General features: G+C 74.6%; 20 protein-coding genes and 1 tRNA gene. 11 read left to right on the plus strand and 10 right to left on the minus strand.

Annotated features, from left to right (window positions below; genetic code table 11):
* Positions 1–19: 19 nt before the first annotated feature.
* From ACH4OW_RS13735 to ACH4OW_RS13745, 3 genes are all read right to left on the minus strand, one after another.
* Complete coding sequence (locus ACH4OW_RS13735; protein ID WP_398027516.1) at positions 20–1,066, minus strand: chitinase; 1,047 nt, start codon at positions 1,064–1,066, stop codon at positions 20–22.
* 184 nt (positions 1,067–1,250) lie between these two features.
* The gene (locus tag ACH4OW_RS13740; protein ID WP_360122975.1) at positions 1,251–2,690 is read right to left on the minus strand and encodes a HAMP domain-containing sensor histidine kinase; all 1,440 of its coding nucleotides are present in this window, start codon (positions 2,688–2,690) and stop codon (positions 1,251–1,253) included.
* 37 nt (positions 2,691–2,727) lie between these two features.
* The gene (locus ACH4OW_RS13745; protein ID WP_398027518.1) at positions 2,728–3,423 is read right to left on the minus strand and encodes a response regulator transcription factor; all 696 of its coding nucleotides are present in this window, start codon (positions 3,421–3,423) and stop codon (positions 2,728–2,730) included.
* Between the two features lie 129 nt (positions 3,424–3,552).
* Here ACH4OW_RS13745 and ACH4OW_RS13750 point away from each other — a divergent pair, with 129 nt between their 5' ends.
* Positions 3,553–4,128: a hypothetical protein gene (locus tag ACH4OW_RS13750; protein ID WP_398027520.1), complete on the plus strand. Its 576-nt coding sequence runs from the start codon at positions 3,553–3,555 to the stop codon at positions 4,126–4,128.
* Positions 4,129–4,140: 12 nt separating this feature from the next.
* On the opposite strand, the gene ACH4OW_RS13755 is transcribed toward ACH4OW_RS13750, so the two are convergent.
* Both ACH4OW_RS13755 and ACH4OW_RS13760 read right to left on the minus strand, forming a co-directional pair.
* Positions 4,141–5,007 (minus strand): fused MFS/spermidine synthase, encoded by an 867-nt coding sequence (locus ACH4OW_RS13755; protein ID WP_360122981.1) that lies wholly within the window; start codon positions 5,005–5,007, stop codon positions 4,141–4,143.
* A gap of 63 nt (positions 5,008–5,070) precedes the next feature.
* Complete coding sequence (locus ACH4OW_RS13760; protein ID WP_398027522.1) at positions 5,071–5,619, minus strand: hypothetical protein; 549 nt, start codon at positions 5,617–5,619, stop codon at positions 5,071–5,073.
* Between the two features lie 231 nt (positions 5,620–5,850).
* On the opposite strand from ACH4OW_RS13760, the gene ACH4OW_RS13765 reads away from it, so the two are divergent.
* Positions 5,851–7,347: a tetratricopeptide repeat protein gene (locus ACH4OW_RS13765; RefSeq protein ID WP_398027524.1), complete on the plus strand. Its 1,497-nt coding sequence runs from the start codon at positions 5,851–5,853 to the stop codon at positions 7,345–7,347.
* Positions 7,348–7,389: 42 nt separating this feature from the next.
* On the opposite strand, the gene ACH4OW_RS13770 is transcribed toward ACH4OW_RS13765, so the two are convergent.
* A complete protein-coding gene (locus tag ACH4OW_RS13770; RefSeq protein WP_360122987.1) occupies positions 7,390–7,983 on the minus strand; it encodes a histidine phosphatase family protein in 594 nt (197 codons plus the stop codon).
* A 301-nt stretch (positions 7,984–8,284) separates the two neighbouring features.
* On the opposite strand from ACH4OW_RS13770, the gene ACH4OW_RS13775 reads away from it, so the two are divergent.
* From ACH4OW_RS13775 to ACH4OW_RS13805, 7 genes are all read left to right on the plus strand, one after another.
* Positions 8,285–9,211: a phosphatase PAP2 family protein gene (locus ACH4OW_RS13775; RefSeq protein ID WP_398027527.1), complete on the plus strand. Its 927-nt coding sequence runs from the start codon at positions 8,285–8,287 to the stop codon at positions 9,209–9,211.
* Positions 9,108–10,391, plus strand: a complete 1,284-nt coding sequence (locus tag ACH4OW_RS13780) for a hypothetical protein (protein ID WP_398027529.1) — start codon at positions 9,108–9,110, stop codon at positions 10,389–10,391. Before ACH4OW_RS13775 ends, ACH4OW_RS13780 begins: the two co-directional genes overlap by 104 nt.
* Positions 10,382–11,935: a hypothetical protein gene (locus tag ACH4OW_RS13785; protein WP_398027531.1), complete on the plus strand. Its 1,554-nt coding sequence runs from the start codon at positions 10,382–10,384 to the stop codon at positions 11,933–11,935. Before ACH4OW_RS13780 ends, ACH4OW_RS13785 begins: the two co-directional genes overlap by 10 nt.
* Positions 11,936–11,961: 26 nt before the next feature.
* Positions 11,962–13,320: an AAA domain-containing protein gene (locus ACH4OW_RS13790; RefSeq protein WP_360123318.1), complete on the plus strand. Its 1,359-nt coding sequence runs from the start codon at positions 11,962–11,964 to the stop codon at positions 13,318–13,320.
* A gap of 256 nt (positions 13,321–13,576) precedes the next feature.
* Positions 13,577–13,960, plus strand: a complete 384-nt coding sequence (locus tag ACH4OW_RS13795) for a hypothetical protein (protein ID WP_360122996.1) — start codon at positions 13,577–13,579, stop codon at positions 13,958–13,960.
* 245 nt (positions 13,961–14,205) lie between these two features.
* Complete coding sequence (locus tag ACH4OW_RS13800; protein ID WP_398027533.1) at positions 14,206–14,901, plus strand: hypothetical protein; 696 nt, start codon at positions 14,206–14,208, stop codon at positions 14,899–14,901.
* Between the two features lie 68 nt (positions 14,902–14,969).
* Positions 14,970–15,043: transfer RNA gene (locus tag ACH4OW_RS13805), tRNA-Lys, on the plus strand.
* 83 nt (positions 15,044–15,126) lie between these two features.
* On the opposite strand, the gene ACH4OW_RS13810 is transcribed toward ACH4OW_RS13805, so the two are convergent.
* Positions 15,127–16,377 carry a M6 family metalloprotease domain-containing protein gene (locus tag ACH4OW_RS13810; protein ID WP_398027535.1) on the minus strand — a complete coding sequence of 417 codons (1,251 nt, stop codon included), beginning with the start codon at positions 16,375–16,377 and terminating at the stop codon, positions 15,127–15,129.
* Between the two features lie 361 nt (positions 16,378–16,738).
* Between ACH4OW_RS13810 and ACH4OW_RS13815 the strand changes: the two genes are divergently transcribed.
* The gene (locus tag ACH4OW_RS13815) at positions 16,739–18,652 is read left to right on the plus strand and encodes an EAL domain-containing protein (RefSeq protein WP_398027537.1); all 1,914 of its coding nucleotides are present in this window, start codon (positions 16,739–16,741) and stop codon (positions 18,650–18,652) included.
* A gap of 4 nt (positions 18,653–18,656) precedes the next feature.
* On the opposite strand, the gene ACH4OW_RS13820 is transcribed toward ACH4OW_RS13815, so the two are convergent.
* From ACH4OW_RS13820 to ACH4OW_RS13830, 3 genes are all read right to left on the minus strand, one after another.
* Positions 18,657–19,769 carry an LLM class flavin-dependent oxidoreductase gene (locus tag ACH4OW_RS13820; RefSeq protein ID WP_398027539.1) on the minus strand — a complete coding sequence of 371 codons (1,113 nt, stop codon included), beginning with the start codon at positions 19,767–19,769 and terminating at the stop codon, positions 18,657–18,659.
* A gap of 111 nt (positions 19,770–19,880) precedes the next feature.
* A complete protein-coding gene (locus tag ACH4OW_RS13825) occupies positions 19,881–20,621 on the minus strand; it encodes a decarboxylase (protein ID WP_398027541.1) in 741 nt (246 codons plus the stop codon).
* A 155-nt stretch (positions 20,622–20,776) separates the two neighbouring features.
* Complete coding sequence (locus ACH4OW_RS13830; protein WP_360123014.1) at positions 20,777–21,703, minus strand: decarboxylase; 927 nt, start codon at positions 21,701–21,703, stop codon at positions 20,777–20,779.
* A gap of 208 nt (positions 21,704–21,911) precedes the next feature.
* On the opposite strand from ACH4OW_RS13830, the gene ACH4OW_RS13835 reads away from it, so the two are divergent.
* Positions 21,912–22,877, plus strand: coding sequence for a D-2-hydroxyacid dehydrogenase (locus tag ACH4OW_RS13835; protein ID WP_360123017.1), 966 nt, complete (start codon positions 21,912–21,914; stop codon positions 22,875–22,877).
* The last annotated feature ends 1 nt before the right edge of the window (position 22,878 follow it).

Genomic DNA, 22,878 nt, shown 5'->3' on the forward strand with positions numbered 1-22,878 from the left:
GGGGGCTCCGCACGGGGTGTCAGCCCTTGTACGTGCCGAACGCCTTGGTGAAGTCGAGCGGGCCCTGCGCGATGGAACTGCACGTCGGCTGCGCCGAGTTCTGCGGGCCGCCGGGGCACGCCTTGTCCCGCGTCGAGGACCACATCGACAGCCAGGCCAGGTGCTTGGGCTGGGCGAACTTCACCAGTTCCCGGGCGTCGTCGACCTTGAAGACCTCCTTCTGCACGTCGTTGACGCCGATCATCGGCGTCACGGCGACGGTCTTCCAGGCGGCCGCGTCGGTGAGGCCGAGCGTCTTCTTGAGCTGCTTCTGCGTGGCGGTGGCGGCCTGGACGGCGTACGTGCCCATGTCGCCGTCGTAGGAAGCGCCGTAGTCCATCGCCATGATGTTGACGGCGGAGATCCGCACGCCGTTCTTCTTGGCGTCGGCGACCAGGTTCACGCCGTCCTGCGTCAGGCCCTCGGGCATGACCGGCAGCGTGAAGGAGACGTCCAGGCCGGGGTGCTTCTTCTGGAGCTGGGCGATGGCCTGGGCCCTGCGGGTGTTGGCGGCGGCGTCCGGCAGCGCGCCGCCCTCGATGTCGAAGTCGACCTTGGTCAGCGCGAACCGGTCGACGACCTTGCCGTACGCGGTGGCCAGTTCGCCCGCCGACTTGCAGGCCAGGCCCAGTTCCGAGCCGTTGGCGCCGCCGAAGGAGACCCGTACGTCGCCGCCGGCCTTGCGCAGGGCGGGTATCTGTTTGGCCACCGCGTCGTCGCCGAGGGCGCCCGAGCCGCCCCACTTGGGTTCGCAGCCGCCGCCGGAGGTGACGAAGGCGAGGTTGAAGGTCTTCACGCCGGTCTTCTTCGCGGTGTCGGCCAAGTCGTACGCGGGGTACAGGGAGGTGTCGACGTACGGGGAGAAGGCGGCGCCGGCCTTGGCCGTCGTACCGGCTTCCGGCGCCCTGGTGGCCTGTGCCGAACCGGCGACCGCGAAGGCGCCGCCGGCCGCCAGCGCGGCGGCCGAGGCCGCGCCGACCAGCTTGGCCTTGCGGCTCATGCGGCGGCGGTGTGCCGAGGAACTCATGTCGTGCCTGCCTGTTCGTCATGGGGGGACGGAGGTGCGGTGGTGCGTCCCGCACGCTAGCGATCAGCAAACGGACAAAAGCCCATTACGCGACGGCAGCCGCAAGGCTTAGGACGGCCTTAAGGGACCGAAAGGGACCGGTTAAGCGCGGCGGCAACCGGTACGGCAGAGAGTGCGGGTCCGCTCACTCACCGCTCGCCTGCGTACGGCCGGCCGCGCGCCGCCCCCGCGACCGGCCCAGGCGCCGGCCCAGCCGACGGCGCAGGCGGCGACCGGTGCGCCGGCGGCGTCCCGCGCGCGCCGTGCGCGCGCCGTCCAGCGCCAGCCACACCCGCACCTCGGTGCCGCCCAGCACGGACCGCCCGATGCGCACGTCCCCGCCGGTCGACTCCGCGAGGCGCCGCACGATGTCCAGGCCGAGCCCGGTGGAGCCGTCCCCGCCGTCCCCGTGGCCGCGCCGCAGGGCCGCGTCCGGGTCGGCGATGCCGGGTCCGGCGTCCGACACCAGGACGATCACCGCGTCCTCGGCGTTGTGCACGTCCACCGCGAAGGCGGTGCCCTCGGGGGTGTGCCGGAAGACGTTGCCCAGCATCGCGTCCAGCGCCGCGGCGAGATCGGGGCGCGCGGCAGGGACGCGCACCGGCCGGTCCGCGCCCGCGACGCGCACCGTGCGCCCCTCGTCCTCCGCGAGCGCCGACCAGAAGTCCATCCGCTCCCGGATCACCTCGGCCGCGTCGCAGCCCGCCGCCGCGGCCACCTGCTGTGCGTGCGCCCTCTGCTGCCGCGCCGTACGGATGATCTGGTCGACCTCGCGCTCCAGTTGGGCGACCGCCTCGCGCGTCTGGTCGGCCGCAGGGCCCTCGCCGAGCGAGGCCGCGTTCAGGCGCAGCACGGTCAGCGGCGTACGCAGGCGGTGCGAGAGGTCGGCGGCCAGCTCGCGTTCGTTGGCCAGGAGCTGGACGACCTGGTCGGCCATCGCGTTGAACGCGGCGGCGGCCGAGCGGAGTTCCCTGGGGCCGTCCTCCCTGACCCGTACGCCGAGCTTGCCCTTGCCGAGGTCGTGGGCGGCGCCCGCGAGGCGTTCGGCGGGCCGCACCATACGGGTGCCGAGGCGGTCGGCGACGGCGACCGAGCCGACGACGAGCGCCAGGCCGACCCCCGCGAGCACCGCCCACGACGTGCCGACGCCGTTGGTGAGCGCCGCGTCCGGCACGTACACCTCGACCACCGCGATGCCGGCGGCGACCGCGGTGGGCTGGAGCAGCACCGAGCCGCCGGGCACCGGGGCGATGGAGGCGCGGCCGAGTTCGCGGGCGGCCTCGACGTCCTCGGCCCTGGCCCGCCGCGAGCCGATCTCGGCGGGCGGCGCGCCCTTCCGGTCCGCCGGCACGTGGACGCCGACGCGGCCGCCGGGCCCGGTCTCGGCGCTCGCGACGGCGCGCTCCAGCTGGGTGCGGTCGGTGGTGATGGCCAGGACGGGGCCGATGGTGGCCGCCTGCCGCTCGGCGTTGGAGAACGCGCGGTCCTTGGCCATCTCCTTGACGACGAGCCCGAGCGGTACGGCGAAGGCCACCACGACCATCGCGGTGACGGCCAGGCACACCTTGACCAGGGCCCATCTCACGGCGCCGGCTCCCGGGGGGCCGCGGCCCGCGCCGGCTTCACAGCGGTGGCTCCAGCTTCACGCCCACCCCGCGCAGGGTGTGCAAATACCGCGGCCGGGCGGCCGTTTCGCCCAGTTTGCGGCGCAGCCAGGAGAGGTGGACGTCGATGGTCTGGTCGTCACCGTACGACTGCTGCCAGACCTCGGCGAGCAGTTCCCTGCGGGGTACGACGACGCCCGGGCGGCCGGCGAGGAAGGCCAGCAGGTCGAACTCGCGCCGGGTCAGGTCGAGCGCCGTACCGTCCAGTTCGGCCTGCCGGCGCAGTGGGTCGATGCACAGGCCGCCCACCTGGAGCATCCGGGACGGCGGCTCGCCGCCCGGGGCCGCGCCGCCGCGGGACCGGCGCAGCACGGCGGCCATCCGGGCGGAGAGGTGTTCCACCGAGAAGGGCTTGGTGAGGTAGTCGTCGGCGCCGTCGTTCAGCAGCCGGACGATCTCGGCCTCGTCGTCCCGCGCCGTGGCGATGATCACCGGTACGTCGGTGATGCCGCGCAGCATCTTCAGGGCCTGGGCCCCGTCCAGGTCGGGCAGGCCGAGATCCAGGATGACGACGTCGAAGCCGACGTGGGCCACCTCGCGCAGCGCCTCCAGTGCCGTACCGACGCTGCGCACCGTGTGGGACGCCTCGGTCAGGTGCCGGATGAGGGCCGAGCGCACGAACTGGTCGTCTTCGACGACGAGCACACTTGCCATGGGCGGCACCGTACGCCATTCGAGTGCTTTTCTTTACCTGAGGTTGACGCCGTGGGACCCGGAGTTGACGCCGCGGACTCCGTATCCGGCCCGCTGACCGCCTCCGGCACGTGGTGCAGTATGGGCCGGATGCACAGAGGACTGGTTCACACGGCAGCCTGGACGCTGGCGACGGGCGCGTCCGTCACCCTGTCGTGGTTCGGCGTGCACACCGTGCTGGCCGGCACGGCGTACGACCCGCCACGCGCGCTCCCCCTGTCCGACAGCGCGCCGCCCGGACACGCCGGTACCGACGACGACGTCGCACCGCGCGCTTCCTCCACGCACCGCCCCAAACCGTCCGGTTCCGCCTCCGCCCGCCCGGGGAAGACCGGGAAAGCGGCAGAACCTCCCAAGGCCGCAGGCCCCGGCGGTGGCGGAAACGCCGCGGGGCCGGGTCAGCACCCGCCGCCCGGCGGCACCTCCCCCGCCACCAGCGGCTCGGTCCAGAGCTACGCCACCGCCGGCGGCCGGGTGGTCCTCGACATGGGCACCGCGTCCGCCCAGTTGGTGTCGGCCACCCCGGACACGGGCTGGCAGATGCAGGTGTGGAAGCAGGACACCTGGATCCGGGTCGACTTCACGGGCGGCGCGGGCCACGTGTCGGTGATCTGCGCGTGGAACGGGCACGCACCGATGGTGCAGACGGACAGTCACGCGACGTGAAGGACGTGCCGTTCACTTGAAGACGGCGGGCGGCGGCGCCGGGGAGGCCACCGCGGTCGCGTCCGTCACCGGCTGCGCTCCCCCGGTGAAGTCCAGGAGGGCGCGCCCGTGTTCGACGCGGCCCTGCTGCGGGTCGGTGGCGGCCCGCCGGGTCAGTTCGGCGACCGGAAGCTCCCCGGTGGCGGCGAGCAGGACGGCGTTCCCGAAGCGCTTGCCCCTCAGGACAGCCGGATCGGCGGTCAGGCACACCTCGGGGAAGACGGTACGGACCGTGGCGACCTGCGCCCGTACGAAGGCCAGCGGCGGGCCGTCCGCGAGGTTCGCCGCGTACCAGCCGCCGGGCCGCAGCGCCCGCGCGACCTCCCCCGCGAACTCGGTGCTGGTCAGGTGGGCGGGGGTGCGGGCGCCGCCGAACACGTCCGCGACGACCAGGTCCGCCCAGCCGTCCGGGATCTTGGCGAGCCCTTCGCGCGCGTCCGCGCCGCGCACCCTGATCCGCCAGCCGCCGTCCAAGGGGAGTTCGCGGCGGACCAGTTGGACCAGCGGCGCGTCGATCTCCACGACCTGCTGGGTCGAGCGGGGCCGGGTGGCCGCGACGTAGCGCGCCATCGTCAGCGCGCCGCCGCCCAGATGCACCACCTGGAGGGGCCTGCCGGGCGGCGCGGCGAGGTCGACGATGTGGCCGAGCCTGCGCTGGTACACGAAGTCCAGGTACGTCGGGTCGTCCAGGTCCACGTGCGACTGCGGGGCACCGTCGATGAAGAGCGTCCAGCCGCGCGGCCGGTCACGGTCGGGACGCAGCTCGGCCACGCCGCCGTCCACGGTCTCCACCACGGCCTCGGGCCCCGTACGGGACCGGCCGCGCCTGCTCTTCGCCATCCCTCCAGTATGCCGCGTATCCCCAGGTCAGGCCGTGCGGAGGGGGCGGGCAGGGAGCGAGGCTCACTGGCAGCGGTCGACGGCCTCGATCGTGCGGGCCGCCTCGCCGAGGGCCTCGCGCAGGACGGCGGGGTCGGTGGCCGCGCCGTATGCCCCTTCGGGGGCCACCAGCCAGTCGGTGCCCGTGACGGGGGGCTCGGCGGGGGCGTCGCCGGCGTCCTCGTCCGCCACCGCGCGCCGGTAGGTCTGCGTACAGGCGCTGCCCGGCAGGTCCCAGCCGTCGGCCGTGCCCGGTGGCACCAGGAAGCCGAGGGTGTCGCACGCGCCGTCGTGCAGGACCGGGCCGACGCCGTCGCGCAGCCGCAGGATGTCGACCGCCTCCAGGCCCTGGCGGGCCGGCACGGTCACCAGGTCGCAGGTCCTGGGGGCTTCGGGGAGCACGCTGCGCTCCGCGGAGGGCCAGCGCCGGTCGGCGGCCGGCGAACCCGCCTTGGCGGCCCGCCCGTTGGTGTGTGCCGCGCGCCCGATGACACCGCCGTGCGCCGTACCGTCCGTACCCGCCTCGCCGCCCACGGCGGTGTTGACGCCGTTGCCCACACCGGTCTCCCACACGGAGAACCCCTCCTCGCACGCGCCGCTGCCTTTGCCTCCTGTTCAACGTCCGGACACGTCAACGGCTACGGCGGTGTGACGCCGCAAAGAATGGCAGTTCATGGCGGATCGTGCGTGAGATATCCGTTTTGTAGCCAAACCCTGCGTGTCGGGCCGGTCACAGCTAGTACGGTCGTCGCGCCGCACCGCCAGGCCGCGGCACTGCCACGGAGAGGGCTCGGAGGGTCTGCCATGGCGTCGCCAGCCGCGAGATCAGCGTCGTCCCGGGATGTTCCCGCACAGCCGAACAGCGCCTTCCGGCAGTTGCGCGGCCGGCTGTCGCCGGGCGAGTTCGCCGCGGCGGTGCGCCGGGCGGCCCGCGAGATCGGTGAACAGGTCGCGTGCGACGCCCGGTACGTCGGCCGCGTCGAGGCCGGGGAGATCCGGTGCCCGAACTACGCCTACGAACGGGTGTTCCGCCACATGTTCCCCGGGCTCACGCTCGGCGACCTGGGGTTCGCGCCGCGCGAGACGGTACGCGGCCGCAAGGCCCGTACGGCGGCCGGCAACGGGCCGCAGGCCGCGGGCGCGTCCGGGCCCGGCCACCGCGATACAGGTATCCAGACCGGCAAGGAGGGCGACGTGCTGCGCCGCGCGTTCATCACGGGCGGCCCGGCCGCCGCACTGGGGCTCACCGCGCTGGCCCCGTCCACCCCGCAGGCCGCCGCCCCCCGCGTACTTGGCGCCCGCGGCCGGGCCGGCGAGAGCGAGGCGGCGGCGGTGGAGGAGGCGGTGCGCCGCATCCGGGTGCTGGACGACCGGCACGGCGGCGAGGGGCTGTACCGGCGCGCCGCCAAGCCGCTGCGCGCCGCGTACGAGCTGCTGGACGCCGGCGTGCACCGCCGGTCGGTCAGCGACCGCTTGCACGCGGGCGCGGGCGAACTGGCCATCTCCGTGGGCTGGCTGGCGCACGACTCGGGGCGCTTCGGGGACGCGCGCTCGCACTACGCCGAGGCGCTGGCCACCGCCAGGGTCGCCGGGGACGCCGCCCTGGAGGCGCACGCGTTCTGCAACACGGCGTTCCTGGCGCGGGACGCGAACCGCCCCCGGGAGGCCGTGCGCGCGGCACAGGCCGCGCAGCAGGCCGCCAAGAAGTCGGGGTCGCCGCGCCTGCTGTCGCTGCTGGCGCTGCGCGAGGCGGGCGGCTGGGCGGGGCTGGGCGAGCGCAGGAACTGCGAGCGGGCGCTGCTGCGGGCGCAGCGGCTCTTCGCCGAGGGGCCCGGCGACCGCGACCCGGAGTGGATGTCCTTCTACGGGGAGGCCGAGCTGGCGGGCCTGGAGGCGCAGTGCTGGTCGGCCTTGGGCGAGCAGGAGCGCGCGGCGGCGAACGCGCGCCGGGCGGTGGCGCTCCAGGACCCGCACTTCACCCGCAACATCGCCCTGTTCACCGCGGAACTGGCGGGTGATCTCGCGCACAGCCGGGCCCCGGAGGAAGCGGCGGCGGCCGGGACGCGGGTGCTCGTGCTCCTGGAGGACGTCCGGTCGGCCCGTATCCGGACGATGCTCGACTCGACGGCGCGGGTGCTGCGGCCGTACCGGCGTGCGGCCGGGGGCGGGGACGACGAGGTCGGCGCGTTCCTGGACCGGTACGCCGCGGCCCGGTCGCAGGGCCGCAAGGGGGCCCGGCAGGGAACGCAGCAGGCGCCCGGCGGCCACGCGGGGCGGCGGGCGGACGCGCATACGGCCTGAGAGGCGGGCGGGCGCGGGGCCCGCCCAGCGGGCCGGGGGTGGTCAGCCCAGGTGGCCGGTGTCGTTCCAGCGCTCGATCGCCGGCTCCCCGTACGCCCAGCCCAGCACCGACAGGGACGTCGGTTCGAGGCGGATGCGGGCGGCGAAGGAGACGTCCAGCCCGAGCCAGCGGGCGCCCAGGGAGCGCAGGATGTGGCCGTGCGCGAAGACCAGCACGTCGCGGTCGGCCGAGCGCGCCCACGCGACGACCTCGTCGGCCCGCGCCGCGACCTCGGCCAGCGTCTCGCCCTCGGGGACGCCGTCGCGCCAGATCAGCCAGTCCGGGCGGCCGGCCTTGATCTCGGCCGGGGTCAGGCCCTCGTACGCGCCGTAGTCGACCTCCATCAGCGCGTCCCAGTCCTGCGCCCGGTCGCCGAAGCCGGCCAGCTCGCAGGTCTCCTTCGCGCGCACCAGGGGGCTGGTGCGGATCTCGACGTCCGGCAGCCCGTCCCAGGGCGCGCGGTGCAGCCGCTCGCCCAGGAGCTTGGCGCCGCGGCGGCCCTCCTCCAGGAGCGGAATGTCCGTATGTCCGGTGTGCTTGCCGGAGAGGGACCACTCCGTCTGCCCGTGCCGGGCCAGCAGAATGCGCGGTGCCATGGGGAATACCTCTGGCCGATTGCTCGGCTTTTCCGTCCTCGGAGCCCGTTTCGGGGCTCTTGTTGCTCGACTCTTGCCGCCGTTTGGCGCTTCACCTTTGAACGAGTCCGTCCGTTCCATCATCGCGCATGCGCCCGGCGCCCGGCGGTGCCCCCTCCCGCGGTCGCACCAGTCGGCTATACAGCGTACGGTTGAGGGTCGGCGTCTTTCGCGCCGCCGGGTGCCGCACCGCGCCGCGCACCCCTCGCACCAGGCCCGCAGCCGATCGGTCACGGGCTGCTCACGTTGGAGAACGACCAGGATGGACGCCGCAGCGCGCCGCCACGCGGCACCCGGCAGCCGGCCCCGCTGGTGGACGGAACTGCCACTGCTCGCCCTCGTGTACGTGGCCTACTCCGCCGGCCGGCTCGTGGCCCGCGGCGACGCGCACACCGCCACCGGGCACGGGCAGACCATCCTCAGGTGGGAGGAGCTGCTGCGGCTCGACCCGGAGCGCGCGCTGAACCGTCTCTTCACCGCCACCCCCGCCCTCGGCATACCCGCCGACTTCGCGTACGCCTCGCTGCACTACCTGGTCACGCCCGCGGTCCTCATATGGCTGTGGCACCGGCGGCCCGAGCGGTACCGGACGCTGCGCACCTGGCTGATGCTGGCCACCCTCATCGGGCTGGTCGGCTTCACGCTGCTGCCGACCGCGCCGCCGCGCCTCCTGGACGCGGGCAGCGGGTTCGCCGACACCATGGCGCGGTTCGCCTCGTACGGCTGGTGGGGCGGGGACGCGAGCGCGCCGCGCGGGCTCGGCGGCATGACGAACCAGTTCGCGGCGATGCCCAGCCTCCACGTGGGCTGGGCGCTGTGGTGCGGCGTGGTCCTGTGGAAGCTCGGCCGCAAGCGGTCGACGCGGGCGCTCGGGGTGGCGTACCCGCTGCTCATCGTGCTGGTGGTGATGGGCACCGCCAACCACTACCTGCTCGACGCGCTCGCCGGTACGGCCGTGATGGGGCTGGGCCTGCTGCTGACCCGCCCGGCGCTGCGGGCCGCGGACCGCGTGCGCGCACGGCTCGGGGCCGGCGGGGCACCCGGTACGCACGCGGATGTCAGTGGCGGATGCGAGACTTCCGCGGGTGAACGTATACCGCGACAGCCGACCCGCCGCGGCCGACCGGCCGCCGGAGCAGCCGACCGCGCCGCCACGGCCGACGACGGGGCTGCGACAGCGGCTCGGTGAGCTGCGCGGCCCCGGTGTACGACCACGGCCGCTGGACGCCCGGGCGCTCGCCGCGCTGGCCGCCAACCCCGGCTGCCGGCGCCGCGCGCTGCTGGACGGCGCCGGGGTCGACAAGGCCGCGCTGGCGGGCGCCCTCGGCTCGCCCGCGCCCTTCGGCCAGTCGCAGTTCGCCCTGTCCCGGGGCAACGCCTTCGAGGCCCGCGTCAAGGCGGACGGCGGCGCCGACCTGCTGCGGTTGCTGTACGAGCGGATGGGCGGCGGCGCCGAGGCGCCCGAGCCCGGCCGGGTGTCCCTCCCCGACCTGTCCGCCGCCGGCCCCGAGGGCCGCGCGGCCCGTACGGCCCTCGCCCTGCGCGACGCCGCCACCGCCGGGGGCTGGACCCTGCTGGACCACCCCCTGCTCACCCTTGAGGTGGCCGGTTCGCCCGCCTACCTGGAGCCGGACGCGGTCGTGGTGCATCCGGACGGCGGCTGGACGGTCGTGGAGATCAAGTCCTTCCCGATGATCGACGGTGCCGCCGACCCGGCCAAGGTGGGCGCCGCGGCCCGGCAGGCCGCCGTCTACGTACTGGCGTTGCAGCGGGTGGCCGAGCAGGTGCTCGCCGGCACGGGCCGTGCGGTGACCGTCCGGGACCGGGTGCTGCTGGTCTGCCCCAAGGACTTCGCGAACCTGCCCACCGCCGAGGCGGTCGACATCCGCAAGCAACTGGCGACGACCCGGCGCCAGTTGCAGCGCCTGACCAAGGTCGAGGACATCGCCGGCCGGCTCCCGCCCGGCACCACCTTCGACCTGCGCCTCGCGGACGACGGGAAGACGGCGACCCGGCCCGCCGCCGAGCTGGCCGAGGCGGTCGAAGCGGTGGAGGCGGCGTACGCACCCGAGTGCCTGGCCGCCTGTGAGCTGGCCTTCCACTGCCGGGGGCGGGCGCGCGCCGCCGGTGCCGTGGAGTCGCTGGGCCGCGGGGTGCGCGGTGAGCTGGGCGGGCTGCGGACCGTCGAGGAGGTGCTGGCGGCGGCCGGGGCCACCTCGTCCCAGGACGGCGCTTCCCCCGACGCGCCCGCCGCCGAGGCGCTGCGCAGGGCCGCGGCCCTGCGCGCCGAGGCCCTGGCCGCCGCCCGGTGCGGTGACCGGGGCGAGGACCGGACCGAGGGCCCCGAGGAGGTGCCGGCATGTCGTTGACCGAGGTGCTCGCCAGGATGGAGGCCGTGGCGGCGGGCCGCGCACAGCCGCTGACGACGGTCCGGCACCGGCACCTGTCCGAACGGCCGCTGGTCTTCGTCCCGTTGACGACTTCGGGCGAGGCCGGTGCGCCGCTGGGCGCGCTGGTCGGCACGGACCGCGAGAAGCCGCTGCTGCTCACGGTGCCCCAGCCGCGCGACCGTGACCTGCGCTTCGCCTTCCTCGCCGAACTGGCCGAGTCCGTACTGCCGTACGTGGACGGGTACGCCGACACCGTCGAACTGGAGGAGCGCAAGGAGACCGACCCCGAGACGGGCAAGAAGGTGCCGGTCGAGGTCGAGCTGTGCGCCGACGCGCCGCAGGTGATCGTGCCGAGTGCGGCGGGCGTGGCGTACGTCCGGCTGCTGGGCCGGTCGATGCGCTTCCGCAGGACCGCCGAACAGGAACCGGACACCCCGCACCCGGCACCGCCCCATGTGCCCCTGCTGGGCCGCTGGTTCACCCACTTCGGCGAGCGCGCCCGGGTGCCCGGCGCGAGCCTGCTGCTGCCGATGACCGGACTGCTCGCCCGCCACTGGGCGACCGGCCAGAGCAACCTGGAGGACCAGCACCTGGGAGCGCTGCTCGCCTGGATAGACCCGCCGCAGGGCGAGCACGGCGCGGCGGCCGCACAGCGCGCGGAGTCGGCGCGGGACGCGGCGGGCCAGCTGCTGTGCCCGCCGGCCGGCCCGGCCACGGACCCCGCCTTCGACAACAAGCGCCTCGCCCCCGCGATGGCCCGGTACGACGCGGGGCTGCCCGGCGCCGAGGACGAGGTGCGCGAACTGGTCGAAGGCCAGCTCCGCCCGACCTGGGAGGCCGTGTGGCACGGCATCGACCTGCTGCGGGCCCTGCCGGAGGGCGCGCGGGTGGCCGACCGCTGGAAGCGCGACCGCTGGTCCTACACCGCGCACCGCGACCGGGTACGGGCCGGCGAGCCGCCGCAGCCCAAGCGGGACGACGCGATCACGGCCGCGCAGAAGCTCTCCTCCCGCGAGACCGCCCAGGCGCAGCTGGACGCGCAGGAGGCGCTGGACGACCCGCTGGTGATGGCGGCCCGCCGGCTCGCCGGGGAGGCCCTGGTGGGCGAGGTGACCGGGGTCGAGATGGCGTATTCCGAGGGCAGGCGGCCGATGCCGCGCCCGCTGGTGACGCTGCGCACGGACGACCGGCCGCAGCTCACGGAGGGCGGCAAGCTCTACCGCCCGCTGCCGGAAGGCAGAAGCCAGCCCGCCGAGTTCGTCGCGTACGCGCCGGACGGCCCCGGCGGGCTGACCGTCCGGCTGACCGGTGGGATGGGGCGCGGGAAGACCCCGGAGCCGGGCTCGGTCCCCGAGGTGGGCGACCGGGTGTGCTGGACCCTGTTCGAGCACCAGCCGCGCGGCGGCCCCGAGCTGCCCGATCCCGAGGACACGCCGTGGACGCACGGCGGGCCGCCCGCTGCCGATCCCGCCGTGCGCCCCGCCGACCTGCCCGATCCCGTCACCGCGGAGGACTTCCTGTGACCGAGGCCCGCCCCGCGCACCCCGACGTGCCCGCCGCCAGGCGGCCGGACGGCGCGGCGCCCTTCGACCCCGGCGCTGCCGCCGCCGAGGCGACCGACGCGATCGTGCGCAGCACGCTGCACGGCACGCACCGCGGCGTCGTCGTCGACTCGCCGCCGGGCGCGGGCAAGTCCACGCTGGTGGTGCGGGCGGCCCGCGAACTGGCCGCGGCCGGACGGCCCCTGATGATCGTCGCGCAGACGAACGCCCAAGTGGACGACCTGGTGCTGCGGATCGCCGAGAAGGACCCCGAGCTGCCGGTGGGCCGGCTGCACAGCAGCGAGCCGGGCGCGTTCGACCCGGCGCTCGCCGACCTGCCCGCCGTGCGCACGTCGGCCAGGGTCGCCGAGCTGGCCGGGCTGGACATCGTCGTCTCGACGGCCGCCAAGTGGGCTTACACGAAGGTCGACGAGCCGTGGCAGCACGCCATCGTGGACGAGGCGTACCAGATGCGCTCGGACGCGCTGCTCGCCGTCGGCGGCCTGTTCGAGCGGGCGCTGTTCGTGGGCGACCCGGGGCAGCTGGACCCGTTCAGCGTGGTCGGCGCCGACCAGTGGGCCGGGCTCGCCTACGACCCGTCGGCCAGCGCCGTGACGACCCTGCTGGCGCACAACCCCGGCCTGCCGCAGCACCGGCTGCCGGTATCGTGGCGGCTGCCCGCCTCCGCCGCGCGGCTGGTCTCCGACGCGTTCTACCCGTATACGCCGTTCCGCAGCGGCACGGACCACGGCGACCGGCGGCTCGCCTTCGGTGTGCCCTCCGACGGCTCGGGCGTGGACCGGGTGCTGGACGAGGCCGCCGAGTCCGGCTGGGGCCTGCTCGAACTGCCCGCCCGGCACACCCCGCGTACGGACCCGGAGGCGGTGCACGCCATCGCCCGGGTGGTGCGGCGGCTGCTGGACCGGGGTGGCGCGGCGACCAGCGAGCGCGGCCCCGACCCCGCGCCCCTGACGGCCGCCCGGATAGCGGTCGGCACGGCCCACCGCGACCAGGCCGCCGCCGTGCGGGCCGCGCTGGCCGGGCTCGGCGTCACCGGTGTGGCGGTGGACACCGCCAACCGGCTCCAGGGCCGGGAGTTCGACGTCACGGTCTTCCTGCACCCGCTCTCCGGCCGCCCGGACGCGACCGCCTTCCACCTGGAGACGGGCCGGCTGTGCGTGCTGGCCTCGCGGCACCGGCACGCCTGCATCGTGGTCTGCCGGGCGGGCGTGGCGGAGCTGCTGGACGAACACCCGTCGGCGGAGCCCGTGCAGCTGGGCGTCACGGTCAAGTTCCCGGACGGCTGGGAGGCGAACCACTCGGTGCTGGCCCATCTGAACGAACACCGGGTGGCGTGGCGGCCTTAGGCGTGTCGTCGGGCGGCGGGACCGGCCCAGGCGGCGGGTCCGGCCCCGGGGGGGCGGACACGGCGGCGGGCGGCGCGCGGTTGGCGGCGTGCGCCGCGTACGGTCGTACGGCGGTGGTGCGGAGCGCGGCGAGAGGGCGCGCGGCGTGCGGGCGCGCCGTCCACGGCGGGCGGTGGTCCCCGTACCGGGCGCGTCTCAGGCGCACTTGCGCGGCGCGGGACAATGGAACGCGGCACACGACTCAGGAGGTACGTACATGTCCGAGCCGCAACCGGCTCCCGAGCAGCGCGGGACGGCCCCCGCGCCCCGGCGCCTGAAACCGGCTCCGCTGCTCTTCGAGCCTCCGGAGGCCACGGCCGACTCCGAGCACTTCTTCGGCCTGGAGTCCATCGAGGACCCCAAGGAACTGCTCTCCCGCTCCACCGAGCTGGCGCTCGCGTTCCGCGCGGCGGCGGACCGGGCCACGGAGTTCCAGGCGGTGGCGGCGGCCCGGCTCGCCGACCCCAAGCGCTTCGACCGGCTGCCGCTTCCGGTGATCGCGGAGCGCGCCGACTGGACCGAGGACTACGCGGCGAAGATGGTCGAGTTCGGCCGCGGCCTGCTGCGGAGCGACAACGGCCGGCTCGACGCCGCGGACTGACCGGCACCGACCGGCACCGACCGGTACGGCTCCGGGAGCGCGCGGGACGCGCCCGCTTTTCCGGCACGCCGCCCCACCGGCACCCGTCATGACGGCCCACGATCACCCGGCACCGTGATCGTGGGCCGTTGATCATGGGCCATTGGCATATGCGGCGCCAGAAGATACCCCACACCGCCCCGTCCTGTCCCGATTTCGGCCATTCCGCAGAAACGGAACGCCACCGACCGGTAGACCTGTCCCCCATGAGCGACTGGCCATCCGAGCACGAGCGCCCCCGACGCCCCGCCCCGGCCCCCGTCCCCTTCCACAGCGCGGCCTACGTCACCCTCCCCGGCGCCGACTGGCTCGCCTCCGCCGACCCGTGCCCGCAGAGCGCGCACGACCGGTGGGCGGCCCGCCCGGACGCGCCGAGCACCCTGCCGTGCGGCACCGTCTTCGACGTGATCAACGCACCCGCGCTCTTCGGCCGCCGCATGGTGGACCGCCTGTGGTCGGCGGGGCCCGGGTCGGGGCCGGTCGCCACCCACCGCGGCCGCGTCCTGCTGTTCGCCGAGCCCGGTACGGCCCGGCGGCTGCCCGCGCTGCTCGGCTGGGAGGAGTGGTCGGGCTCCGTACCGCCGCTGCTCTGCCACGGCACCGGCGACGCGGTGACCATCCCGCCCTTCTACCCCCACCGGCCCCAGCAACCCGACCGGCCGTACCACCCCGCCGGAACCGACGCCCCCGCCCCTTCCCGCTGGCTGGTGGCCCCCGAGGTGCGCCACCCCTGGCTGCCCGGCCCCGGCACGCTGCTCTGGGCCTGCATACGCGCCGCCCGCACCCCCGTGCGACCGGCCCCGCAGACCGGCGAGGCGCCCGGCCCGGCCGCCCCCGCCACCCCGGGCCGCGGCCCCGAAAAGCTCGCCGCACCCGCCGTCGTCCCGTTCAGGCGCCGGTGAGAGCCCCGGCGAGCGGAATCGATTTTTGCGCCACGGGATCAGGATGCTAATGTTTTCCACGTCAGCAGGCGCCGCTAGCTCAGTTGGTTAGAGCAGCTGACTCTTAATCAGCGGGTCCGGGGTTCGAGTCCCTGGCGGCGCACCGACAGAAGAAGGCCCCCACCTCGGTGGGGGCCTTTTTCGTGTGCCCGGGCGCGGACGGGTGCAAGCGCGCAAGCGCCCGCCTCAGCTGCGCCCCACCTTGACCGTCCAGTCCCCCGAGGACGACCGCCCGTACACCTGTACCCGCACCCCGTCCGCCGTGTCGTCCAGGCTCTCGCCCTCCCCCAGCGGCGCATCAGCAAGTTGCGGGTAGACGGAAGTCCCCCAACACGCCTCGGTACCGGGGTGCCCGTCGAGAACCTCCACCGGCCCGCTCCCCGACGCGGTCTCGCTGCGCACCCGGTAGACCAGTACGCCCTCGGCGCAGACCCCGTGGTCGTTGCCCGCGGCGCCGCGCGCCTCGACGGCCAGCACGCTGCGCGGCCCGGTGCGTACGGCCAGCAGCCGCGGCCGCCGCTCGTCGCCCGGCCCCATGGGGGCCGACAGCGGCCGCAGCGTGTGCACGGCGGCCCGCCGCCGCCCGGTGAGGGCCACGCACGCCACCTGCCCGTCGCCGAGCCAGCCGACCTTCCACTTGTGCCAGGCGAAGGGGTCGGGGGCCAGCCCGAACTGGCTGCCCATGAGGTCCCAGTCGCCCACGTAGGTGTCCCAGTCGCCCTTGCCGTCCACGGGCCGGTGGTAGAGGTCGGGCAGGTCGAAGACGTGGCCGGTCTCGTGGGCCAGCACGTTGCGGTCCGGCGGGCTCTGCTCGAAGACGGTGACGAACCGGCGCAGGTCCGCGTCGTCGGCGCGCAGCGGCCGGTCGAGGTTGACGACCTTGGTGGCGTCGGAGTCGACGCCGGCCGCGTCCGGGTCGGCGACGAGGTAGACGACGTCGTAGCGGCTGAAGTCCACCGTGTCGTCCGCGGCGGCGACGGCGTCGCGCAGGTAGGCGCCGCGGCGGTCGGCGTCCCAGTCCCTGCGTATGCCGTACGAGCCCGAGGGCTGCGGCATCCGCACCCAGCGCCGCTGGACGGCGGGGCGCAGGGTGAAGCGGCCGTAGGAGGCGCGTTCGAAGAAGCGGGAGGTGGCCGGGAAGTAGTCGGCGGCCAGCTCCGCGGGGTCGGCGACCGGGTCGGAGTCCGGGAAGGACAGGAAGACCATGACGGCGTTCAGGGAGCGGGCGGGCCGGGGGTAGGCCCGGTTCCAGGTGTCCAGGCCCTCGGAGTGGTGGGCGTCGGTGCGCGCGAGGGCGCAGGGCAGGGTGACCTCGGACGCGGTGGCGGGTCCTGCGATGACGGAGGTCGCTATGACCGCGCTGAGGGAGGTGGCCACCGCGGCCACCCGGCGCAGCGTGTGACGGTCCACCTCCGGAGGTTGCTGGGCGCGTGGCACATCGACCTCCCGGTACGGATTCGGAGCACCCTCACCACCTTGTGGCGATTCGCCCGCTTCCGTCCTGTTCCGGGGCCCCAGACGAGTGACCGGCCCAACTCCCCACCCCGTAACGGAAAGTCACTATCGATCGTTGACCGGATACGCATGAACACAGCCGGACGGAAATGGCCAAACTTCCGCCATGGGTGCCGATGATCACGGTTACGCCGCTGGATAGGCCCTTGCGGCAGCCTCTATGATCGCCACACTTTCCAGCGCGGATTCCCCCCTCCATCACGAGACAAGCGCCATGCGGGAGCGAGCAGTGAGCGGATACCCCGGCGGCACGGGCCGCGCGCCCGGAACGACGCTCTCCGCGGTGACGGAGCGTAATGAACCGACCAAAGAATCCGCCGGAGGCCCGGACGGCGCCTCCGGCCCGGCACCCGCCGGCGGCCCCACCGCGGCCGACGGCCGGCCACGACCCGGCAACCGGCCCGGAGCCCCCGGCGACCCACGGGCCGGCGGCCGCCCCGGACCCGACGCCGGCGACGGCTCCGCGGCCTCGCTGCGCGACTACCGCGCCGCCTTCCAGGCCGCCCGCGTCCCGCTGGCCGTACTGAACCGCGACGGCCTGGTGCTCGCCGCCAACCCCGCCTTCGGCGAGCTGGTCGGCGCGGCGCCCGGCGACCTGGTCGCCGCGACCGCGGCCGACCTGACCGAGCTGGGCACCGACCCGCGCATCTGGTCCGCGTACCGCGAGGTGCTGTGCGGCCAGAGCGAGCGGCTGCGCTGCACCCGACGACTGAAACATCCGGACGGGCAGTTCCTGTGGGCCGAGGTGACGGTCGAGCCGCTGCCGGACGAGGAGTGCGTCCTGCTGTCGGTCTGCGACATCAGCGACCGGCACGACCTGCTGGCCAGGCTGCGCCACCTCCAGATGCACGACCCGGTGACCCGGCTGCCCAACCGCGCGCTGTTCTTCGAGCGGCTGGCGGGCGCGCTGGAGTCGGCCGCCTTCGAGCCGCACGGCACGGGCCGGGTCGGCCTGTGCTATCTCGACCTGGACGGCTTCAAGGCCGTCAACGACACCCTCGGCCACCGGGTCGGCGACCGGCTGCTCGGGGCGGTGGCCCAGCGCCTGACGCACTGCGCCGAAAGCCTGGCCGAGCGCGGCGCGGTACGCGGCAGCAGCGGCCACCTGGTGGCACGGCTGGGCGGCGACGAGTTCGCGCTCCTGGTGGAGGACTCGGCCGGCACCGAACAACTGGCGGAGCTGGCCCAGCGCGTGCTGGACGCGCTCCAGCGGCCGTTCGACCTGGCCGGGCAGCGGCTGTCGGTCTCGGCGAGCATCGGCGTCGTGGAGCGCGCGGCGACCGGCACCACCGCGACCGGCCTGATGCAGGCCGCCGACACCACGCTGTACTGGGCCAAGGAGGACGGCAAGGCCCGCTGGACGCTCTTCGACCCCGAGCGCAACGCGCACCGCATGACCCGCCAGGCGCTGTCCAGCACGCTGCGCCCCGCGGTGGACCGCGGCGAGTTCACGCTGGAGTACCAGCCGCTGGTCGGGCTCGGCGACGGGCGGGCGCAGGGGGTCGAGGCCCTGGTGCGCTGGCGGCATCCGCAGTTCGGCACACTGTCGCCGAATCGGTTCATCGGACTGGCCGAGGAGAACGGCTCGATCGTCGAGCTGGGCCGCTGGGTCCTGGAACGGGCCTGCCACCAGGCCCGCGCCTGGCAGCTGGAGCGCCCCGGCGCCGAACCCCTGTTCGTCAGCGTGAACGTCGCCGTACGGCAGGTGTGGGACTCCGACCTGGTCGCCGACGTGGCGGGCATCCTCGCCGAGACCGGGCTGCCGCCCGCCCTGCTCCAGCTGGAGCTGACGGAGTCGGCCGTGATGGGCTCGGCCGGGCGCCCGCTGCAGGCCCTCCAGGCGCTCAGCGACATGGGCGTACGGATCGCCATCGACGACTTCGGGACCGGCTACTCGAACCTGGCCTACCTCAGCCGGCTGCCGGTGTCCGTACTGAAGCTGGACGGCTCCTTCGTACGGGGCTTCCGCTCGCAGGAGCACCCCAACCCGGCCGACGAGACGATCGTGGAGGCGCTGGTCGCGCTCGCCCACCGGCTGGGCCTGACGGTCACGGCGGAGTGCGTGGAGAGCGCGGAGCAGGCCGAACGGCTGCGCCGCATCGGCTGCGACACCGGGCAGGGGTGGCTGTACTCCCGCCCGGTGTCCCCCGACCGGGTCCCCGACCTGGTCGGCACGGCCCGGCGGACCGGGACGTAGTGCGTTACGCCTCCGGCAACCCGTACGCGTCCGCTATCAGCTCGTACGAACGCAGCCTGGCCGCGCCGCTGTGTGCGTTGGCCGTGATCATCAGCTCGTCGGCGCCGGTGCGCTTGGCCAGGTCGTCGAGGCCGCCGCGCACCGCGTCGGGGGTGCCGTAAACGATGTTGGACAGCCAGCTGTCGACGAAGTCGCGCTCCATCCCGCTGAACGCGTACGCCGCGGCCTCCTCGGGGCTGGGCACCAGCCCGGGGCGCCCGGTACGCAGCCGGATCATGGACAGCGCGCCGGTGAGGATCTGGCGGTGCGCCTCCTTCTCGTCCTCGGCGGCCAGCGCGGCGACGCCGATCAGCGCGTACGGCTCGGCCAGGACCGCCGAGGGGCGGAAGGACTCGCGGTAGAGGTCCAGCGCGGGGATGGTGTTCGCGGCCGAGAAGTGGTGGGCGAAGGCGAACGGCAGGCCCAGGCGGCCCGCCAGCTGGGCGCTGAAACCGGAGGAGCCGAGCAGCCACAGCGGCGGCCGGTGCGCCGACTGGACGCCGCCGGGGGACGTCGCCTGTACCGGGCCCGGTACCGCGTGGATGCGGCTGTAGCGGTGCCCGTCGGGGAAGTCGTCGTCCAGGAAGCGCGTCAGTTCGGCGAGCTGCTGGGGAAATTCGTCGGCGCCCTCGTGGAGCCGCTCCGTGCGGCGCAGCGCCGCCGCGGTGGCGCCGTCGGTGCCGGGCGCGCGGCCGAGGCCGAGGTCGACGCGGCCGGGGGCCATCGCCTCCAGGGTGCCGAACTGCTCGGCGATCACCAGCGGCGCGTGGTTGGGCAGCATCACGCCGCCGGAGCCGAGGCGGATGCGGTCGGTGTGCGCGGCGAGGTGGGCCAGCAGGACCGCGGGGGACGAGGAGGCCACGCCGGGCATCGAGTGGTGCTCGGCGACCCAGTACCGGTGGAAGCCGCGGCGCTCGGCCGTGCGGGCGATGCCGACGGCGGTCCGTACGGCCTCGGTGGCGGTGTGCCCGGTGCCCACGGTCACCAGGTCGAGTACGGACAGGGGTACGGGCGCGGTGCCGTGGGCGGTGCCCCGGATGCCGTCGTTGTCCCGGTTCTCGTCGTGGTCGCCGCTCACGGTGCGGGCCCTCCTCGCGTCGCTCTGGTCTGCCGGAAGGACAACCGGAGTAGTTCTCCGGTTATTCCCGGGCGGGCGAGGAGGGCGGTCCGGCGGACGGACCCGCCGCGGCTATCCCGCCGCGGCCGGCACGGACGGCTTCGCGAAAAGCGTGCCCAGCGCCGGGCAGGCGACCGTACGGTCCAGCAGCCGCAGCCCCTCCCAGGCGGTGACCTGGTTGGCGGTGAGCACCGGCTTGCGCAGTTCCGCCTCGATGGCGGGCAGGTACTCGGCGGTGTGCAGGGCCGTGTCGGGCAGCAGCACCACTTCCGCGTCGGGATGGTCCCCCGTACGGGCGAGCAGCAGCACCTCCTCCAGGCCCCAGGTGCCGACCTCGGCGGCGGTGACGATCCCGCTGCCGCGCGTCGAGACGACCTCCGTGCCAGCGGATTTCAGAAAGGCCATGAAGCACTCGGCGACGTCGTCGGGGTAGGTCGCGGCGATGGCGACGCGCTCGGCGCCCAGGGCGCGTACGGCGTGCGCGAAGGCGAAGGACGTACTGGACGCGGGCAGCCCCGCGGTGGCCGACAGCTCGCGCACCTGCTTCCGGGCGCCTTCCCAGCCGAAGACGAAGCTGGCGCTGGTGCAGGCCCAGACGACGGCCTCGGCGCCACGGCTCCTCAGCTCCTCGACGCCGGCCGCGAGCCGCGCGGCGGAGCCCATCTCCAGCAGCGCGTCGACGCGGTGGGCGTCCTCGCCGATGTCGGTGTGGACGAGCGGGAGGCGCAGCCCGTTGCCAAGGAGGGTTTCGAGGCGGGGGTAGTCGTCCTCGGCGGAGTGGCCGGGGTAGAGGAAGCCGACCGTGGATGCCATGCATGTCTCCTGACTGCGTGGGGGTGCGGGTGGGGGTGCGTACTCGTGCGCGCTCCGGTCCGTGCTGCTACGCGCTCGGCCGGGCGCGGTCGCGCCGGGCACGCCGTCGGGGTGTGGCGCACGGACGGCGGCCGCGCGCACGCCGCACGTGCGCGTCAGCGGCCCGGCTGCGGGCCCGGTTCCTCCGGGGGATGAAAGGGGGGCGCGTCCAGTCCGTCGGCCTGCTCCGCCTCCGGCGAAGGGACCGCCGACCCGGCGAACGCGGCCTCGGGAGTGCCGCGCCGCACTATCCCCGCCCCGTCCTCGGGGGCCCAGGAGGAGGTCATGGCGGCCGGTCCGCGTCTGGCGACGGGGTCGACGAGCGCCTGGTAGGGGCCCACCGCGTCCGCGCCGATGGCCCGCAGCGAGGCCCACATGGTGACCTGGTTGGCCGACAGGACCGGCATCCGCAGCTCGGCCTCCAACTGGGGGATGACGTCGTACGTCGGCAGGTTCGTACAGCTGATGAACAGGGCGTCGGCGGCGCCGACGACGGCCTGGCGGGCCATGTCGACGACGTCCCGGTACGGCACTTTCCAGATGTGCCGGGTCAGGCCGAGGTAGGCGCGGCCGGTGACGGTGATGCCGGCCTCTTTCAGGTACTCCTCCAGGGAGTCGGTCACGGATTTGGTGTAGGGGGTGACGACCGCGATCCGCCGCGCGCCGATCTCGCGCAGCGCTTCGAGGAGCGCGCCGGAGGTGGTGAGCGCCGGGAGCCGGTCCCCCGCCTGGGTCATGGCGGTGCACATGGCGCGCTCGCCCGCCATGCCGCCGACGAAGCTGCCCGAGGTGCAGGCGTACGAGACGACCTGCGGGGAGACCGCGCACAGCGCCTGGACGGCGGCGTGGAGGGTTTCGTGCTCGCTGACGAGGCGGGCCAGGTCGAGGCTGACCTCGACCGGCACGAAAGGAGTACGGGTGAGGTGGAGGGACACATCGTCGGGGACCCAGCGCCACAGCTCGCGGTCCAGGGCGAAGTCGAAGGGAGCGACGACACCCACGCCGAGCTGAGGCTTCGGGCCCCCCAGAAAAGAGACGTCCATGCTGCCCCCAGAAGAGCGAAGGGCTGGTAAGGGCTAGGCCATTGGCCAGGGGTTGTGGTGCTTCCGGCACGGGCCGGGGACGTCGGGACAGAGCCGTTGTTGACACGGTAGTTACGACTTCTTAGCGTGGTCAATCCTCGCATCTCAGGCATCTGTCGGCGCCTCCTTTCATTCAAAGGGGCACACGTTTCAGAACGGTTTCTGGCCTATGTCCGAAAGCACCGTCCTTGTCCTTGGCTCCGACCCGCCTCCGAAGCTGGACCGCCTAGCGGGCCGGGCCCGGGTGGTCCACGCCGACGACAAGACCTTGGCCACCCAACTCGGCTCCGCCGATGTGCTCTTGGCCTGGGACTTCACCTCCGACGCGATCCGCGAAGCCTGGCCGGGCGGCGGCCCGCGACCCGTTTGGGTGCACACCGCCAGCGCGGGCGTCGACCGGCTGATGTGCCCGGAGCTGGCCGCGGACCAGACCCTGGTGACCAACGCGCGCGGCGTCTTCGAGCAGCCGATCGCCGAGTACGTGGCCGGGCTGGTGATCGCCATGGCCAAGGACTTCTACGGAAGTTGGGAACTCCAGCGCCAGCGCCGCTGGCAGCACCGCGAAACCCTGCGGGTGGCGGGCAGCCGCGCCGTCGTGGTGGGCTCGGGGCCGATCGGCCGGGCCATCGGGCGGACGCTGCTGGCACTGGGTGTCAAGGTCGAGCTGGTCGGCCGACGGGAGCGCCCGGACGATCCGGAGTTCGGCCGGGTGCACGGCAACAGCGCCCTGGACGGGTTGCTGGGCCGGGCCGACTGGGTGGTGTGCGCGGCGCCGCTGACCGACGAGACCCGCGGCATGTTCGACCGGTCGGCCTTCGCCCGGATGCGGCAGCGGGCCCGCTTCGTCAACGTGGGGCGCGGGCAGCTCGTCGTCGAGGACGACCTCGTCGCGGCGCTCCGCGAATGGCGGATCGCGGCGGCCGCCCTGGACGTCTTCGAGCACGAGCCGCTGACCTCGGACAGCCCCCTGTGGGACGTACCGCACCTGATCGTCTCCCCGCACATGAGCGGCGACACGCTGGGCTGGCGCGACGCCCTGGCCGAGCAGTTCATGGACAACTTCGACCGGTGGGCCGCGGGCGAGCCGCTCACCAATGTGGTGGACAAGCGGCTCGGATACGTACCCGGCGCCTGAT

The organism is Streptomyces sp. NPDC017056 (assembly GCF_044332485.1).
Classification (GTDB): Bacteria; Actinomycetota; Actinomycetes; order Streptomycetales; family Streptomycetaceae; genus Streptomyces.

What these genes read in the sequence shown, in the direction of transcription:
- ACH4OW_RS13775 (WP_398027527.1), top strand. Translation starts at nt 8,285, where the DNA reads ATGGACGCCGCAGCGCGCCGCCACGCGGCACCCGGCAGCCGGCCCCGC.
- ACH4OW_RS13795 (WP_360122996.1), top strand. Translation starts at nt 13,577, where the DNA reads ATGTCCGAGCCGCAACCGGCTCCCGAGCAGCGCGGGACGGCCCCCGCG.
- ACH4OW_RS13755 (WP_360122981.1), bottom strand. Translation starts at nt 5,007, where the DNA reads ATGGCGAAGAGCAGGCGCGGCCGGTCCCGTACGGGGCCCGAGGCCGTG.
- ACH4OW_RS13785 (WP_398027531.1), top strand. Translation starts at nt 10,382, where the DNA reads ATGTCGTTGACCGAGGTGCTCGCCAGGATGGAGGCCGTGGCGGCGGGC.
- ACH4OW_RS13745 (WP_398027518.1), bottom strand. Translation starts at nt 3,423, where the DNA reads ATGGCAAGTGTGCTCGTCGTCGAAGACGACCAGTTCGTGCGCTCGGCC.
- ACH4OW_RS13825 (WP_398027541.1), bottom strand. Translation starts at nt 20,621, where the DNA reads ATGGCATCCACGGTCGGCTTCCTCTACCCCGGCCACTCCGCCGAGGAC.
- ACH4OW_RS13770 (WP_360122987.1), bottom strand. Translation starts at nt 7,983, where the DNA reads ATGGCACCGCGCATTCTGCTGGCCCGGCACGGGCAGACGGAGTGGTCC.
- ACH4OW_RS13765 (WP_398027524.1), top strand. Translation starts at nt 5,851, where the DNA reads ATGGCGTCGCCAGCCGCGAGATCAGCGTCGTCCCGGGATGTTCCCGCA.
- ACH4OW_RS13830 (WP_360123014.1), bottom strand. Translation starts at nt 21,703, where the DNA reads ATGGACGTCTCTTTTCTGGGGGGCCCGAAGCCTCAGCTCGGCGTGGGT.
- ACH4OW_RS13835 (WP_360123017.1), top strand. Translation starts at nt 21,912, where the DNA reads ATGTCCGAAAGCACCGTCCTTGTCCTTGGCTCCGACCCGCCTCCGAAG.
- ACH4OW_RS13800 (WP_398027533.1), top strand. Translation starts at nt 14,206, where the DNA reads ATGAGCGACTGGCCATCCGAGCACGAGCGCCCCCGACGCCCCGCCCCG.
- ACH4OW_RS13735 (WP_398027516.1), bottom strand. Translation starts at nt 1,066, where the DNA reads ATGAGTTCCTCGGCACACCGCCGCCGCATGAGCCGCAAGGCCAAGCTG.
- ACH4OW_RS13750 (WP_398027520.1), top strand. Translation starts at nt 3,553, where the DNA reads ATGCACAGAGGACTGGTTCACACGGCAGCCTGGACGCTGGCGACGGGC.